Annotated in this window: 11 protein-coding genes; all 11 read left to right on the top strand. The window is 34.8% G+C overall.

Features of this window, described 5'->3' with window-relative positions; all coding sequences use genetic code 11:
* The first annotated feature begins 85 nt into the window (after positions 1-85).
* Positions 86-919 (top strand): hypothetical protein, encoded by an 834-nt coding sequence (locus tag ACQY1Q_RS11305; protein WP_431005428.1) that lies wholly within the window; start codon positions 86-88, stop codon positions 917-919.
* Positions 909-2,261: an ATP-binding protein gene (locus tag ACQY1Q_RS11310; RefSeq protein WP_431005429.1), complete on the top strand. Its 1,353-nt coding sequence runs from the start codon at positions 909-911 to the stop codon at positions 2,259-2,261. Before ACQY1Q_RS11305 ends, ACQY1Q_RS11310 begins: the two co-directional genes overlap by 11 nt.
* A gap of 1 nt (position 2,262) precedes the next feature.
* Positions 2,263-2,766, top strand: coding sequence for a hypothetical protein (locus ACQY1Q_RS11315; protein WP_431005430.1), 504 nt, complete (start codon positions 2,263-2,265; stop codon positions 2,764-2,766).
* A gap of 12 nt (positions 2,767-2,778) precedes the next feature.
* A complete protein-coding gene (locus tag ACQY1Q_RS11320; RefSeq protein WP_431005431.1) occupies positions 2,779-4,425 on the top strand; it encodes a DUF4157 domain-containing protein in 1,647 nt (548 codons plus the stop codon).
* Between the two features lie 34 nt (positions 4,426-4,459).
* Positions 4,460-5,740 (top strand): hypothetical protein, encoded by a 1,281-nt coding sequence (locus ACQY1Q_RS11325; protein WP_431005432.1) that lies wholly within the window; start codon positions 4,460-4,462, stop codon positions 5,738-5,740.
* A 225-nt stretch (positions 5,741-5,965) separates the two neighbouring features.
* Positions 5,966-7,261 carry a hypothetical protein gene (locus tag ACQY1Q_RS11330; protein WP_431005433.1) on the top strand — a complete coding sequence of 432 codons (1,296 nt, stop codon included), beginning with the start codon at positions 5,966-5,968 and terminating at the stop codon, positions 7,259-7,261.
* A 199-nt stretch (positions 7,262-7,460) separates the two neighbouring features.
* The gene (locus tag ACQY1Q_RS11335) at positions 7,461-8,927 is read left to right on the top strand and encodes a glycosyltransferase (protein WP_431005434.1); all 1,467 of its coding nucleotides are present in this window, start codon (positions 7,461-7,463) and stop codon (positions 8,925-8,927) included.
* 17 nt (positions 8,928-8,944) lie between these two features.
* The gene (locus ACQY1Q_RS11340) at positions 8,945-9,814 is read left to right on the top strand and encodes a class I SAM-dependent methyltransferase (protein ID WP_431005435.1); all 870 of its coding nucleotides are present in this window, start codon (positions 8,945-8,947) and stop codon (positions 9,812-9,814) included.
* 268 nt (positions 9,815-10,082) lie between these two features.
* The gene (locus ACQY1Q_RS11345; RefSeq protein ID WP_431005436.1) at positions 10,083-11,606 is read left to right on the top strand and encodes a DUF4157 domain-containing protein; all 1,524 of its coding nucleotides are present in this window, start codon (positions 10,083-10,085) and stop codon (positions 11,604-11,606) included.
* A gap of 159 nt (positions 11,607-11,765) precedes the next feature.
* Positions 11,766-12,782, top strand: coding sequence for a glycosyl hydrolase family 17 protein (locus ACQY1Q_RS11350; protein ID WP_431005437.1), 1,017 nt, complete (start codon positions 11,766-11,768; stop codon positions 12,780-12,782).
* Between the two features lie 190 nt (positions 12,783-12,972).
* Positions 12,973-15,213 (top strand): IPT/TIG domain-containing protein, encoded by a 2,241-nt coding sequence (locus ACQY1Q_RS11355; protein WP_431005438.1) that lies wholly within the window; start codon positions 12,973-12,975, stop codon positions 15,211-15,213.
* Positions 15,214-15,418: the final 205 nt, after the last annotated feature.

Genomic DNA, 15,418 nt, shown 5'->3' on the forward strand with positions numbered 1-15,418 from the left:
AATGGAAAATATCACAAAAAAATTTTATTTCGATTTTTATAATAGAACAAACGGTTTCATTCCGTCAAAACCCCTGAATCAAAATATGTATCTCGGAGATTTTTTTCAAATTCAAAAGGGAGAAATGGTTCTTTTGGGAAATATTTTCAGAAATGGCGTAGTAGATGTTGATGAGGTAAGTTTTGAATACGGAATACAACAAAACCAATACAATTGGAATTTTAGTAACGGGGTTACTAAACCCTATGTAGGAAGAGATAGCGGTCAAAATCCTATTGAAGGAACCTTTGGGTACAGTAAACAAATACTGGCTTTTAAAGAGTTTGGAAGTTTCTTTTTTACCAGTAACCATCCGGAATCTGTAAAAATTTTAAACTGGAATGCCATAGCTGCTGAATTAATTATTAAGCTAACACAAGTGCTCTATTCTTTTAGAGAGTTATACGTAGTTACCGAAAGTGCAGTTGCTTCTGATTGGACCTTAGCAATTTCAGGATCTGATAAAGGTGAATTAGAAATTGCTTCAGAAACGGAAAGTTCCGGTTTAATAGAATTATTTGGTAAAGCCAATTCAAAAACCATTCAAGCCAGAGATATAGAATACTACCATAAAGAAGAAAAAAAGATTCCTTCTTTTTTCAAAGCTAAAAAATTGATTGTACAACCCGAAAAACTGGACGTTTTTATTAGCGATTTAATAAGAGAACGAACAGGGAGAGTTGATTGGGCGGTTAATTTTTTTGATTACGATTATGAACATACGAGTTTTTCGGTTTCTATTCCGCAAAACCACCCCACTTGTGTATTAGATATGTTGCAGGCAAATCAATTAAATCCTAATACTGCTTTGCAGTATTTTAAATGGGTAGATGCTAATTTAGATGATATAGAAAAGTTGTTTATAACGTATGGAAACTAATGGTAACATAGAAGCATTACACCGGGAAGTATTATGGTTACAAGAAGTAATTCATAATGTAATTAGCACGTATTTAGAACACGAGGGAGAACGACCTCATTGGACAGAAATACCACAACCCGATTTAGTAAACAAAGAGTCAGTATATGCTACCTGTATACAAAAATGGAAGCTAACCATTTATGAACGTTTGGCATTAGTATTAGCATTGACCCCTCAATTAAAGCCGGAAATACTGGATGTGTTTTTTGGAAGAAATAAAATTTACGATCGTGGATTTACAGAGTTTGGAGGGGTAATTGATAAAAACCACAGTGGCTTTTTACCAACCGGACAAACCTTATTATTCTTAATTACAGCTACTGAACCTCATTTAAGAAATGAAGCAATTGCTATTTTTACTAAAGAAAATATTCTTACCAAAGAACAAGTACTTTTTATTGAAGATACCGAAGCATTTATTCCCAAATTTAACGGAGTATTAGGGTTAAGTAATGATTGGTATCACTTTTTTGTAACCGGTGAAAAACCAAAACTAGAGCAAAGTAGCACGTTTCCTGCCCAAAAAATAACGACGCATTTAGAGTGGGAAGATGTGGTGTTAAATGATGTAGTGATGGATCAGGTATTAGAGTTGAAATCATGGTTAACGCATGGAAATACGTTAATGAATGAGTGGCAGTTGTATAAAAAAATAAAACCGGGATACAGAGCTTTGTTTTACGGACCACCGGGAACAGGAAAAACCTTAACGGTTTCTTTGTTAGGGAAAGTATCTGAAAGGGAAGTATATCGGGTAGATTTATCAATGATTGTTTCTAAATATATAGGAGAAACAGAAAAAAACTTATCTAAAATTTTTGACATCGCACAGTATAAAGATTGGATTTTATTTTTTGATGAAGCAGATGCATTATTTGGAAAAAGAACAGAAGCCAATAGCTCTAATGATCGACATGCTAATCAACAAACATCATATTTATTACAAAGAATTGAAGATTTTCCGGGAGTTGTTATTCTGGCTTCCAATTTAAAAGGAAATATGGACGCTGCTTTTACCAGAAGGTTCCAGTCCATGATTCATTTTAACATGCCGGAAGTAAATGAGCGCTATCAGTTATGGACTCATGCTTTTTCAGGAGTATGTACTCTTGACCCGTCTGTAGATGTTTGGAAAATAGCGGAAGATTATGAACTGGCAGGTGGTGCTATTATTAATGTGTTGCGTTTTTGTGCTCTTGCTGCTATTACCCGTAATGACTCCGTGGTTACTAAAGAAGAACTCTTGGAAGGAATTAGAAAAGAATTTAAAAAGGAAAATAAAACCATGAATACTTTTTGATATGGAAAAAGCTAAAAAACATAGAAAAAAAGAAGTTTCCTTTTTTTTGTATATCAAATCATGGGAAAAAGAAATTCCAACTCATTGGAGAAATGTACTCATTGCAGAAGCTCTTAATTATTGTGTGTATAACGAAGATTTAGTAATAAAAGGCTATTGGTTAACTCAAAAAAGACTCTATTTAGTAATACTTACAGAAAAGCATAGCGCAGAACATATTTTAAATGTATTTGCTAAACAAGTAGCAAAAGGCATGTATGAATATCAATACCGTTTAAAGAATAGCCAAACAACCTCCAGTAAATCCATACTCTTTACGGATTTATTTATCAAGCTACCGTTGTATAACCAATATATCATTCAACTAATTACAGGAGAAAAAATACTACTACCTTATTATAACCCGTATGTGGTACAATTACAACATAAGATTCATGATGATAATTATTGTTCAGCTATAGATTATAGGGGAGCTATTGGTCCTGTAGTAGTAAAAACACATTAAAACTTTAGAATTATGGAATACAAGAAATCAAAAATAGTGCAACAAAAAAGTACAAATTACAACGGCATAGGAAAAAATGCCTTACAATTAAAAGACAATCGCTCTGCAAAGCACATAACTCCTGAAAAAACCACTCAATTACGAGGATTGGAAGAGGAGGAAGAGGAATTGCAATTAAAAGCAGATATCGCCCAAAAAATGGGGTTGGACGAGGAAGAAGACGAATACCCTCTGCAAAGGAAAGAAAACAACACAGGGCTACCCGATACCTTAAAGTCGGGTATCGAAAATATATCCGGCTATTCGATGGATGATGTACAAGTACACTATAATTCCGGCAAACCGGCGCAACTTAATGCCCATGCCTATGCACAAGGAACGGATATTCATGTAGCAAGCGGACAGGAACAACATTTACCACATGAAGCATGGCATGTGGTACAGCAAAAACAAGGAAGAGTGCAGCCAACCATGTCTTTAAACGGAGCACAAATTAATGACAATGTAGGATTGGAAACCGAAGCAGATGTAATGGGAAATAAGGCGTTACAGAGGAAGCAAGAAAGAGGGGTTAACCAAAAAATTACACAAAAAAAAAGTAATGGTGAAAAAGGGGTTGGAGGTACAACTCTTAGAAATAAGAATGTAACTCAAAGAGTACAATACCTATGGATGTTAAACCCTACAGGAAATCCAGAGTTTGATAATAAAATAGAGGAAGCAAAATTGCACAAACAAACTACCGGAGAAAATAATCTCCCGGTTGAAAAGGAATCGGAAAAAGAAAGCTCTGAATTAGAAACCATTACTATGGCAGATGCAAGAACAAAAATTGGTGATATTACAGAAGAGAATAAAAAAAAGAAACAAATTAATTATGATTCCGATTCTGAATCGGAAGAAGAATTAATGGTTGGTAAAAATGTAAAAGCTACATTTGATTATATAAAAACAATGCTAGCAGAAAAAGGATGGGAGCTAAAAAAAGGGAATGAAGGGCATTGCATTACGGTAGTGAAAAAAAATTATGGTGTAGATGAAATTAAAAATGAAGAATCTGATGAGCCTGATTATATACTAATTGATGACGAAGTAAAAGAAAGTTTTTTTTATGATGATGGAGAGGGAACAAAAGAGTTAGAAAAAACGGTTTATTATGATCCGGATTGCCCTCTAATTGATTTGATTCATGAGTTGGATCATGTAAAACAAGTAGAAGAATATGAAAAACTGCACGGGGTTAATTTAATAACTACATGGCAGGCCTTAAATTGGGGATATGAAATGGTTGCGGAGGAACCTAAAGGCGGAATTTCTTCAGCTACAGAAGGCCCGTCACGTAAATTTCAAAAAGACCATGTAAATAAAGATAAAAGTGTTGATGTATTGGGTAAAAATGCTAACTCTGTAGCTGAATATCAAAATTACATGTTAGAATTATTAAGGTATGTTAAGATGAATGCCTCCGTTGAAGAAATAAAAGAAATAGCAAAAAGAGTAGCCGATCATAGAGAAATGGCTGAAAAAGAATTAGTAAAATATCATGAAACAGATGAAGAAGAAAGAGATAAATTTATTGAAGCATGCGAACAGATTATTTCTTTTGAAGAATTAAAAGATAAATATGAAAAAGCAGGCGGTTTAAACTATGAAAAATAAAAGATTGGATTAAATGTAAAAATAGAATCAGATTATGAATAAATCATATATACCAAAAAAAGCAGAAAATAATCATAATACTGTTTCAGCAAGCAACTATGTAAGCCAACAAAAAGAAAAACAGTTAAATACTTTTTCATTTATTGACAATCGTTTGCATTTAAAGCAAAATATTCAAGGGAAACCAAACAACTCCTGTAATCCGGCACAACTTAAAGCCCATGCCGGTAGCTATTCTAATAATCAAGTTGCTCAACGTCAATCTTCCGATAAACCTATTCAGCTATTGTTAACGGCGGATACTTTTAGTGAACAAATAGAAACAGCAGGCGGAGTTACAGATAATATTTTTTTTAAGGCAATAAGAAGTGGCTTATTAAAATTTCAAAAGGCAGGACAACCCAAATCTGTTAAAGGAAGATTTATTCATAATTTATATGAAAGCATAACGGGGCCTACACAATCAACTTCTACAGATAAATTAAAAGCATTGGATGCTATAGAGCACTCTGCTTATGCATTTTTAAAAACAAATGTAGGCAGAAATACTCCTGTAGCTACTAACTTACAAGGGGTGATAGGCAATCTATTGGAAGAGGTTCAACAAGAACATCAGGAAGTTATTTCTACAGAAGTAGGCAGAGGTAGAGTTCCTTACTTCAGAGGGCAAGAAACGCTATCTAAACAACAGTTGGCCGAAACACAGCAAGACTGGCAGAGTATCTTGGCAGGGCAAAGGTCAATAGTCATCCATAATGCCACTGCTGAGGATAAGAATGTGCAGCCTGAGGGGTTTTCTAATGAAATTTTGAGTATGTTACATCGTACGCTTGGTAGCAATGGCGGGCGAGAACTGGTTCATGCAATTAACAACGACCCCCATGCTGTCAACATTTTACCTAAACATCCTGATTCTATTGCAATGATGGGAGGTGGAGGTACAGTTGGAGAAACGCAAGCATTGGCTACCGGAACCCTTGCTGCGCCGGTTGCAGGGCCACAACGGGGATCAATACTTAGAGTTGAACCTAATATGAGCGATACTCAATATCCCAGTCAAGATGCAAATGGATATGCAATTCCGTCTCCTGCATGGTTGTTGTTTGCTCATGAATTAATTCATACACGACATAATCAATTAGGAATGAACTACCGTAACCTTGATAAAGCAAATTATTCGGGAGGGATGCCTAACGCAATCTGGAGCAATGCAGAAGAACACACCACCATTGACTTAGGAGTTCCCAGAGTTAACATAACGGAAAATAGCCTAAGAGCAGAGCACGGACTTTCTGAAAGGTACGGACATAGATAGATACTTAAATTATAGTACAGCCTTTAGCAAAACCTAAAAATCACTGAAATTGTTTTTTAGCCCAATTAATTGATATAGGTATAATGCTAATATATATGATAATCAATAAATAATGAAATGAATTTATTGAGTAAAATCAAATAATAATAGGTATAATTCCGAAATAAATTAAAGATAGGTTTCAAAAACTTACCATAACTAAAGAAAAAATAAACAGACGTAGAGATGTTTACTCAACAAACCAACCCAAAAGAAAACAAAAAAGAAGTAGCAGCCAATGTTGTTACTCAAAAAATGAGTACTGGAAAGAAAAGTATTGAGTTGGAGGATAATCGATTACAAGCAGTTGCTCAAAGACAATTACAAACTTTAATTTCCGGTTCACCTGTACTTCAACGAATAGTTAGACCAGATAGGGGAAACCCGGGTAAATTTAAATCATCCTTAATAAGAGGTGAAGTCTTTGATACCAGAGAAGATGCACAAAAAGCAGAGAACGAAGTAAAGTTGCAACAAAGTTTTAGAGAACCGCCTCCGTATGTTAAAAAAAAGCACAAGGGTGAAATTCCTAAATTCAAAAATAGCTTTTCAAAAAAAATACATGAAAAAAAGGGACCACTGGGACCTTTAGTTACCAGAGGAGGTCATATAACACCAGACCAATACAATTCTGTTACTGGTAGGGAGCCTCAGAAAGAAGATGCAAATACGTTGTTTTCAGGAAGTAATACCTATTCTGGAGTGTTTACGAATCAAAATTATTTAGCTGAGGAATATTTTAGTTTGGTTAAAAGAGATACATCTATTCATAATTTGGATGATTTGCCGGAAGTATTAGAAAAACCGAAAGAATTTTTCGAAGAATCTTTTTTTATGCAAGGAAAAAATGCAAGTGAAGAAGATGTTCACCTTCCCAAAGAATATAAATCTCCTCATTCTGAAACGAAAGCAGGCTATAGTGATGCTTTTAAACAAGCTACTGATAAAACTATGGAGGATATGCAAGATATGATGGAAATATGTGATGTATTTGATGAAAATAAGCAGTTTGAAATTGATGCAGAACCAGATGATCGTCAGATAGAACAATTATGTAATTATGCAGCAATGCCCTTTCAAGGAGGGACTATTTTAGCAATTAATAGGGCATCCTGTAAAAAGAATAAGGATAATAAGAAAGGCTGTACAGATGAAATGGGAAAAGTCAGTGTTTTGTACCATCAACAGATGGTAGATAAGTTAGGGCAACAAGCAGCCTATCTTTCAAAGCAATTTGATAAAAATAAATTTACCGTTTCAGTAGCAGGGGCTTATAAAGAACAAGGCAATCCGCAAGATATGACTGACATGGGTATTGATCTTCAAGTACACAATCCGATTAACTGGAAAACAGGAATGCACAGAGACGTTGAAAAAAATATAAGTAAATGGTACAAAGAGGTATTGGAGAAAAGTAAGGAATCAAAAGGGCTCGAATCGGGAAGTTATTTTAAAGCACCATTTAAAAAAGATGAAAACTAAAAAGAACAGTTTTAAGTGATTTATCTTCTATTCATTAAGATAAATGCCCCAACGGGTGTTGATTTTTTTAAATGGTTTCCTTTGAGTACCTCATGAGCTTGCTCAGAGGTAATTGACTTTAATCTTTGTGATTTCGTAATAAATTAAAGATAGGTTTCAAAAAACGGCAACAACTAAAGAAAAATAAAAGAACTTAGAGATGTTTACCCAACAAATCAATACAAAAGAAAGCAAAAGAGAAGCAGTTGCTAATGTTATTGTTCAGAAAATGAGTACTAATAAGAAAGGTATTGAGTTGGTGGATAATCGACAGAAATCAATTCAACTAAGTAATAAAGCAGGTAACCGAAACCTTAGTAAGGTAATTCAACTTATGTCAGATGAAGAGCAGGAGATTTTTATGAAAAGGACTGAAGAAATTTCTGATAAACTCCAATTGAAAGGGTTTGAAAGATGGTTGTTTTTAGGATCGGCTAAAATCATTGCAAAAAAAACTAATATTAATCTTTCTGATGCTATGAAAGAGTTAGAGATAGAGGTCTATAGAACGGAGCTGTCAGCATCGGTTTCCAATAAGGAAAATGAAGAAGAAGATAAACTAGCCATCTCTGAAAGTATTGCCAGCATGTTTTTTACAAGTACTCAAGAAGTAATTCAAAGATATGTAGGCCCTTTTAGAGATGAAAAGGGCAATTTGCCTCCTGATTTTTATGAAACCGTTAAAAAATGGGCTGAGTTGGGTGCCAGAGATATTGAGCCAATTTTTACCAATGAAATAACAGCTAGCCTGGTTAACAGAGAACCCAATAAAATGAAGTTTATGAATAGGTTGGATGAATATATATCGGCGAATATAGATTTTGGGGATTTTTATGGTAAAAAAGAAAAAGAATTAGGAAATGTCATCCATTTTATATGGTCAGGAAGACCCATTAGTGAAGGAGCGTTGCAAAACATTTTAAAATGGCAAGAAAGGGCAAAAGGTACCCCTTGGCAAGTAATTCTTTGGTCTGATCAAGCCATTTCAAAATGGGAAAAAACAAGACCTCTTTTAAATAAAGCCGGCATTAAACTGTATGATGTAACCGATATTGTTGATCCGAGGTTTAAAGAGGCGTACGCCCTTGCCCGTCAATATAACCTTGCCGGAGCTGCAGATTTAATACGCCTTTCGTTACTGAATAGGTTTGGTGGAGCCTATGTTGATGTTGATATTGGTCCGGGAGAGGCAGATCTTAATGAATTTGAAACCCCTACGCATTTACAACGCCCCATTCTTGCACCAGGTATTCGAGACGAAAAAGGAGTAAGAAATTTATTAAACATCCCTGAAGGCATACCGATTACCAAGGCTCATGTTAAGAGGGCGGCCAATCTTCAGCGTTTATCTGATCAGGCCAATAATAATTTTATAGCTAGCGCACCGGGTGCTATGGCTTTAACCCCTATAATTAATCATGTTGCTAAAAATGCCGGTTCTTTGGACAAAGATGCGTGGGCAGATGGGGAAGGATTTATAGCCGGGGTTACCGGGCCAATGGCAATAGGGGGTGTTTTAGAAAAGATGACCGCCAAAGGTCAACTTGAAAAATCTAAATCTATTACCAACCTTTCTTTAGAGTGGTTAACTCCTGAAAGTGAAGATCAAAACTGGACAAGTAACTAGAATTAAAAAAATAAAATATGTACACCCAACAAACCAAACCAAAAGAAACTAAAAGAGGAGCGCAAGTAGTTCAGAAGAAAAACAATGTAAAGCAAGCTTTTGGGTTTGTGGATAATCGGTCTGGGGTCATGGCCCAGCAAAAACTGCAAAAACTAGCCAACGATAGTCTTTATTCAATACAGTTAAGATCAATGCATAAAATGATAAATAATAGTCAACAAACCAAAGATATATATCAGTTCAAATCAACATCAAATACTGATGTTATTCAGATGGTTAGATGGCAGTGGGATGGCGAAAAGTGGATAAGTCAAGATGAAAGCCTCGGGGCCGGCCCTAGAAGACCTGGAGCCTATGTTGGAGAAATAGCAGACTATGAAGAACCAAAAATACCTCTTTCCCTAAATTTAGGTGCCGGACAAAATCCTATGCTAAACCCGGGTACAATTAATTTAGAATACAGTGAGGAAGATGCTTCAGAAGGGAAGAAGAAGAATCCACTTGCTGAATACATTGTAGCTGATGCGACAAATCTTCCATTTCGAAGTGGAGTATTTGATTTGATTCATGCAATAAATCCCTACGGTTTTAATCCTGTTAATCCTGAGGTAAGTAGGGTTATGACTCCGTCTGGCGGATTAAGAGTAACGGGAAACTCAAAAAATAAATATGCAAAAAACAGTGGTTCAGCTCAGGTTAGCCCAAGTAGTGTAGGTCTTCATGAACATGGAATTTCAGATATGGTAACTGAACACCAATTTGGAACACAATCTCATACAGGTGGTGGTTCTCAATTAGACATTTCATCTTCAAAAACAAGGAGTTATTCAAAGGGAAAGGGAATTACTATATCAGAAGCTGCTACTTCGGAAAATAAAGAACTCTAAATTTATTATCAACTTCTTACAAAGCTAGAATTATTAAAACTGGAGGAGCGAGAAAGTGGCTATCAGGATGATTGGGCGGATGACACTGAATATCTGAGTGTACAGGAAAGCAGAGAATTAAATAGACTGAAAGAAAAATACGGGAGATTGTCTGTCTAAATAGTTTACTCAATTGCATTTGTGAAGGCTATAACAAAACCTAAAAGTTATTAAAACACTTTTTAGTCCAATTGTTATAGGAAACTGACGAAAACCTAAAAAATAAATTATGAATACTCACGCTGATAAAACGCCAGAAAATAAAAGCCAATCGGTGGCGAATGCTATTTCTCAAAGACAGAGCAGTAGTAAGTCTTCTTTTCAGTTTGAAGATAATCGATTTCAAGCAGTTGCTCAAAAAAGGCTACAAGAACAACCCATTCAAAAAAAAGCCGATTCTGAGCCCGATCGAAGGGAAAACAACACGGGCTTGCCTGACACATTAAAATCAGGAATTGAAGAGATGTCCGGTTTTTCTATGGATGATGTAAATGTACATTACAACTCCGGTAAACCAGCACAACTCAATGCCCATGCCTATGCCCAAGGAACGGATATTCATATAGGCTCCGGACAAGAAAAACACCTGCCTCATGAAGCGTGGCATGTGGTCCAGCAAAAACAAGGAAGAGTACAACCAACAACTTCATTAAATGGAACGCAAATTAATGACAATGTAGGGTTGGAAACCGAAGCGGATGTAATGGGAAATAAGGCGTTGCAGATGAAAACAAAAAAAACAAGTACCAATCCGTTACAAATTAATAATACGATTGTACAAAGAGTTATAGTTAATAGTGACTATAAAGGTTCGGAGGCTAATGATATAGAGGCTTATGCTGAACAACTAAACACGGCGGTACAACAGGCTTGGGGATTACTGATAAAAACTCCCGCAATGGGGAAATTTGCAAATCTTAATGGATATACGCAATTATGGGTGAGTAAAATAAAAGAATTTGGAGCAACCGGAAAAGATCCCGGAGGGTTGCATACTGCTTTTGGATATGCTATTGAAAGTTTGGTAAGCGGCCCCCTTTTACCGAGCCCTAATGCAGGAATCAAAGTAATACAACAAGGAGCAAGAGGCAGTACAAGACCTGATTTAATTTTACAATATAATAAGCTAGATATTGCATGGCTTGATATTACAGCAAGTTCAAGTGCAGGGCATATTTTTACAAAGACGGGAGGATGGGAACAATCTCCAAGTTTTGCAGAAATAACGTATCCTTCAATAGGGACTTCCGATTTATTAGAAATGGCTAAAGAAGCAAAAGAAAATCCTGAAGCTGAAATAGGAGATACCGTTAATGTAGAAGAATATTTACTTCGTAAAGAAAGAGCAGAAAAAGAATTAGAAATAAAGAAAATGTTATGGAAAGAACAATTACAACAAGAGTTGACTCCTGTGAAAAAAATAGGAGGTCCTTTTGTTCCTGATGACGGTCCTCCCAGACGAAAGAAAACATTAACGTTAATGCAAACTATTTTTGGAGAAGCTATTCCGGAAAAGTTAGCACCTCATATTCTTGCTGCTGTTTCTATGAATTCGTCTACTTATGGATTTAGAGCAGGGTTTCCTGCAAATGCTTCAACTGGAATAGCATTTTTATTGGATAAGCCGAATCCGATAACAGAAGAAGATACTTACATGGAAGAAGAAGGTGATTTGATAGAGGTAGATGGAATGCTAATGGATGAATGGGAATATGATGAATATATGGACTATAAAAGAGGTGTTGATTTTTAAAAACATTTTAAAAGTTTTAGGTTGATTCAAAAAACTAGTAATACAAACCTAGCACCCTTACCTCTTTTAGGTACGTTTAAAGTAAGTTATTGAGCGTCAGTTTTGTTTTTTAATAACTTGTATAACATTAAAAAGTTATACATGTAAAATAAACTAATTATGAATCATTCACTATTTAACTCAACCATAGGTGTTAACTTTAGCAATACCTTTCAAAGTACAGGAAAACAAGTAAGTGCAACAACAGCAGCAACGCAAATAAAAACAACAGGTGTTAAAACAGTAAAAATGTTTACGTATAATCAGACAGATTGTATTAGTGCTTTTGCTAAGGAAGGCTTACAAGTTTTGGTAGATATACCCAATGGAGATTTACAAGCGTGTGCTAATAATGATGCAACTACGATAAATGCTATTGTAAAAGTATTGTCAGATTACTCAGCTAACATTCCAATGATATGTGTAGGAAATGAACCTTTAGGAAGTTGGTGGAATAATGCTTATAAGCCCTATTTGGTAAATGCCTTAACAAATATTAAGAGTGCCATTGCAACAAAAGGACTTATTACTAAAGTAACTGTTCCTTTTAACTATGCCATCATGGGAAATTCGTATCCGCCCTCATCAGGAGCTTTTAATGGTAGTTTGAAAAATACAATCTTAGATGTTTGCGCTATTTTAAAGGCAGATAATTCAGTATTTATGATAAATGTATACCCGTTTATCACTCAAAATAGTCAACCTACTATTTCTTTAGACTATTGTTTGTTTACCGCTAATAACAATCCAGGAGATTGGGTTTATGATGGGACTTATACCTACAAAAATATTTTTGATGCCATGTACGATGCTCTGTTTGTAGCGTTGGGAAATAATGGTTACGGAAGTTTACCTATTGTTATTGGTGAAGCCGGATGGCCAACAGGACCAAGTGCCACTTACACTACAGCAACAAAAGCAAATGCACAAGTATTTAATCAAAACTTAATCAATCATTGTAAAAGTGGTAAGGGTACACCACGTAATCCTAATGTTAAAATACCTTGTTTTATTTTTGAAATGTACGATGAAGATACAAAACCCATAGGAGCAGGAACTTTTGAGCATAACTGGGGAGTCTATGGTTATAATGCTACAAAAAATGATTATGAAGCTAAATACCCATTAACTTGGTAATGAATTTAAACGAGAGTCTTTAAATTCTGTTTGAAATAAATTTCACTTTATGAATATAAAAGGTACTTTCCTGCTAATTTTTACTGTACTTATGATAATTCAAGAAAAAAGAAGTATATAAGTCTTTAAATTAGACATATGATAATTAAAATTGATACACCTAGTATCCGTATTTTTTAAAATTTACAATATGAAGACAATAAAGAAAGCTATACTTACAATTAGTGTGCTGATAATGATGGTATATGAATTACCTGCTCAAACAATTACTTCTATAAGCCCAATTTCAGGTTCTTTAGCTGGTAATACAGTAGTAACTATTGATGGGGCAGGTTTTACAACCAAACCAAATATATCTTTTGGAGCAGTTGGAATACCACATAATAATATAAAAGTAGTTTCAAATGCTAAAATAATAGTAAAAAGTCCAGCGGTAAGTTCAGCTCAAACAGTAAATTTATATGTAAATGGTATTCCAATGCATGTAAAAGGTACTAAAAAACCTATAACATTTCAATATAAATTACCTGAAATTACTTCAGTAAGTCCGGATTCATCCTCTGTAAAAGGAAATGAATTCATAACGATTAAAGGAAACTATTTGTCGGGCACTACCTATGTTAAATTTGATCAAGCAGGTAACCCTCCACTAACCGTAAATGATACTATAATTACAGTAAAAAATCCACCTCATATATCAGGAAAGGTTGGGGTACGAGTACAGGTGCAAGGTGTATATTCAAATATCAATAATAATTCAAAGTTTATTTATTCAAGCAATGCACCAAAGGGTTCATATTCTATTTCGCTGAAAGATTCAACAGGATTGTCAAAAAAATACAAAGTATATGTTTTGGGGTATACAACAAACTCACAAAAAATGTTAACGGTAAACCCTGTTACATTAGAGGGGGAATTTACAACCATTACTTCAAAAAAAGGGTATATAGAATCATACGAATTAGGAAAAGAAATTACCTCTATAAAAGTAAGTAATCAAAATCCTATAGTGGGAGCCAGAATATTTTTCTTTATAGCTGATACCTCTAAAACGTATAATGATAATGCCAGTAAGACGACTAATAGGAATTTAGGGTTTCCTTTTTCAGAAAGTGGAGCGTCTGTATTACAAGTTAATAACCCTCCTCAAACTGATTTTCCACCATACAGCTATATTGAACCAACATTTGAAGCAAATCAAGGATTGTATATTGACGTTTCAATGGTAGATGGCTTTTTCTTTCCCTTGTCGATTATTGCTGAAGATAAAAACGGCGAAGAGCTGGATAGAATAGGGGTGTCAAAAGGAATAACTGCAGCAGATGTTACAAATGCTTACAAACCTTTTATGGCAAATGTTAAGGCTAATAAAGCGTATGATAATCTATATTATGTAGTTAATCCTGATTTAACGGCCTTACTAAATCCTGGTTTATATTTAGAAAATAATGCAAGTGCTTTAGAAACGGTATTTGATGAAGCGTTAAACAAATTGTTTGCAGATGCTACTCTAAAAATGAATATATGGCAGAATGGAGAAAATAAATTCCAAGCTTATTACGATGTAAAACCAGTATTAAAAACATTTCCGAAAACGTCTAATATACATGAAGCATTAGAGTTTACAAGTGTAGGAGCTACCACGTTACATGTGTTTAATCCCGTAGGATTCTCAGTAGTTTCATACTTAGATAATACTTCAACTTCGCCCGCAAGAAAAGCTATTGAGGGTTCAATAAGTAATTCGGTACTAACGTTTACAACACCATTACCTTTAGATACAGGACTTACCGTAGGTATGTATGTGAGTTCTAATGGTTGTGCTATAGATGGAAAAACTATAATAACAAAAATTAACACAACCAGTAAAGGAATTGTATCTTTAAATGTTAATACAAAGGCAACATGTACATCTCCAAATCTACAGTATAAGTTTGCAAAAGCACCAACCAATTATTATTACTCTTCAGGCCAAATGACTTTTGCCGGAATTGGTCTGTTTGCAGACGGCCCGTTTAGGTATCCTAACGATGGAAATCTTCAAATTGTGGTAAACGGACTCGAAAACCAAATAAGTACGGCTTTAAATAGAGGAGTGGCCGTTAAAACATTTACAGATACTTCTTCAAAAGGTCATACGACTAAGAATTGGGGAGTAGAAACCAATTGGTATCCTAGTGGTGAATCGCAAAATTTATTTTCGTATTTTATGCATACAGCCAAAGTAAACGGAATAAACATTTTTTCATTACCTAAAAATAGTGTACAATCTGCAAGAGGAGATGCTATGGCTAGAGCTTATGGTTTTGCTTACGATGAAAACCCAGTGGGAAATTCCAATCAAGTACAACCTCAGGTTCCTTCAGAATTTCCGGGAGCTTATCCAAAAGGCACTACAAAATTGAAACTTGTTTTAGGTGCTTGGAAGTAATTAGTAGTTATAAGATAAGAAGGAATTATAAATCTATGAAAGTTACTTGTTTTGATGTTAATGTATTATAGGTAGGATATAATTATTTACATAATAAAAGAGTTTATAAACCTGTAAAATTCATCACGTTGAGTCGTCCTAAAATAGGTTGACAGATTTAAAAAATATTATTTAAACCAGAGAGGCTAGCTTCTCTGGTTTTTTG

Origin of the sequence: Tenacibaculum sp. TC6 (assembly GCF_050606265.1) — a bacterium.
Taxonomy (GTDB): Bacteria; Bacteroidota; Bacteroidia; order Flavobacteriales; family Flavobacteriaceae; genus Polaribacter.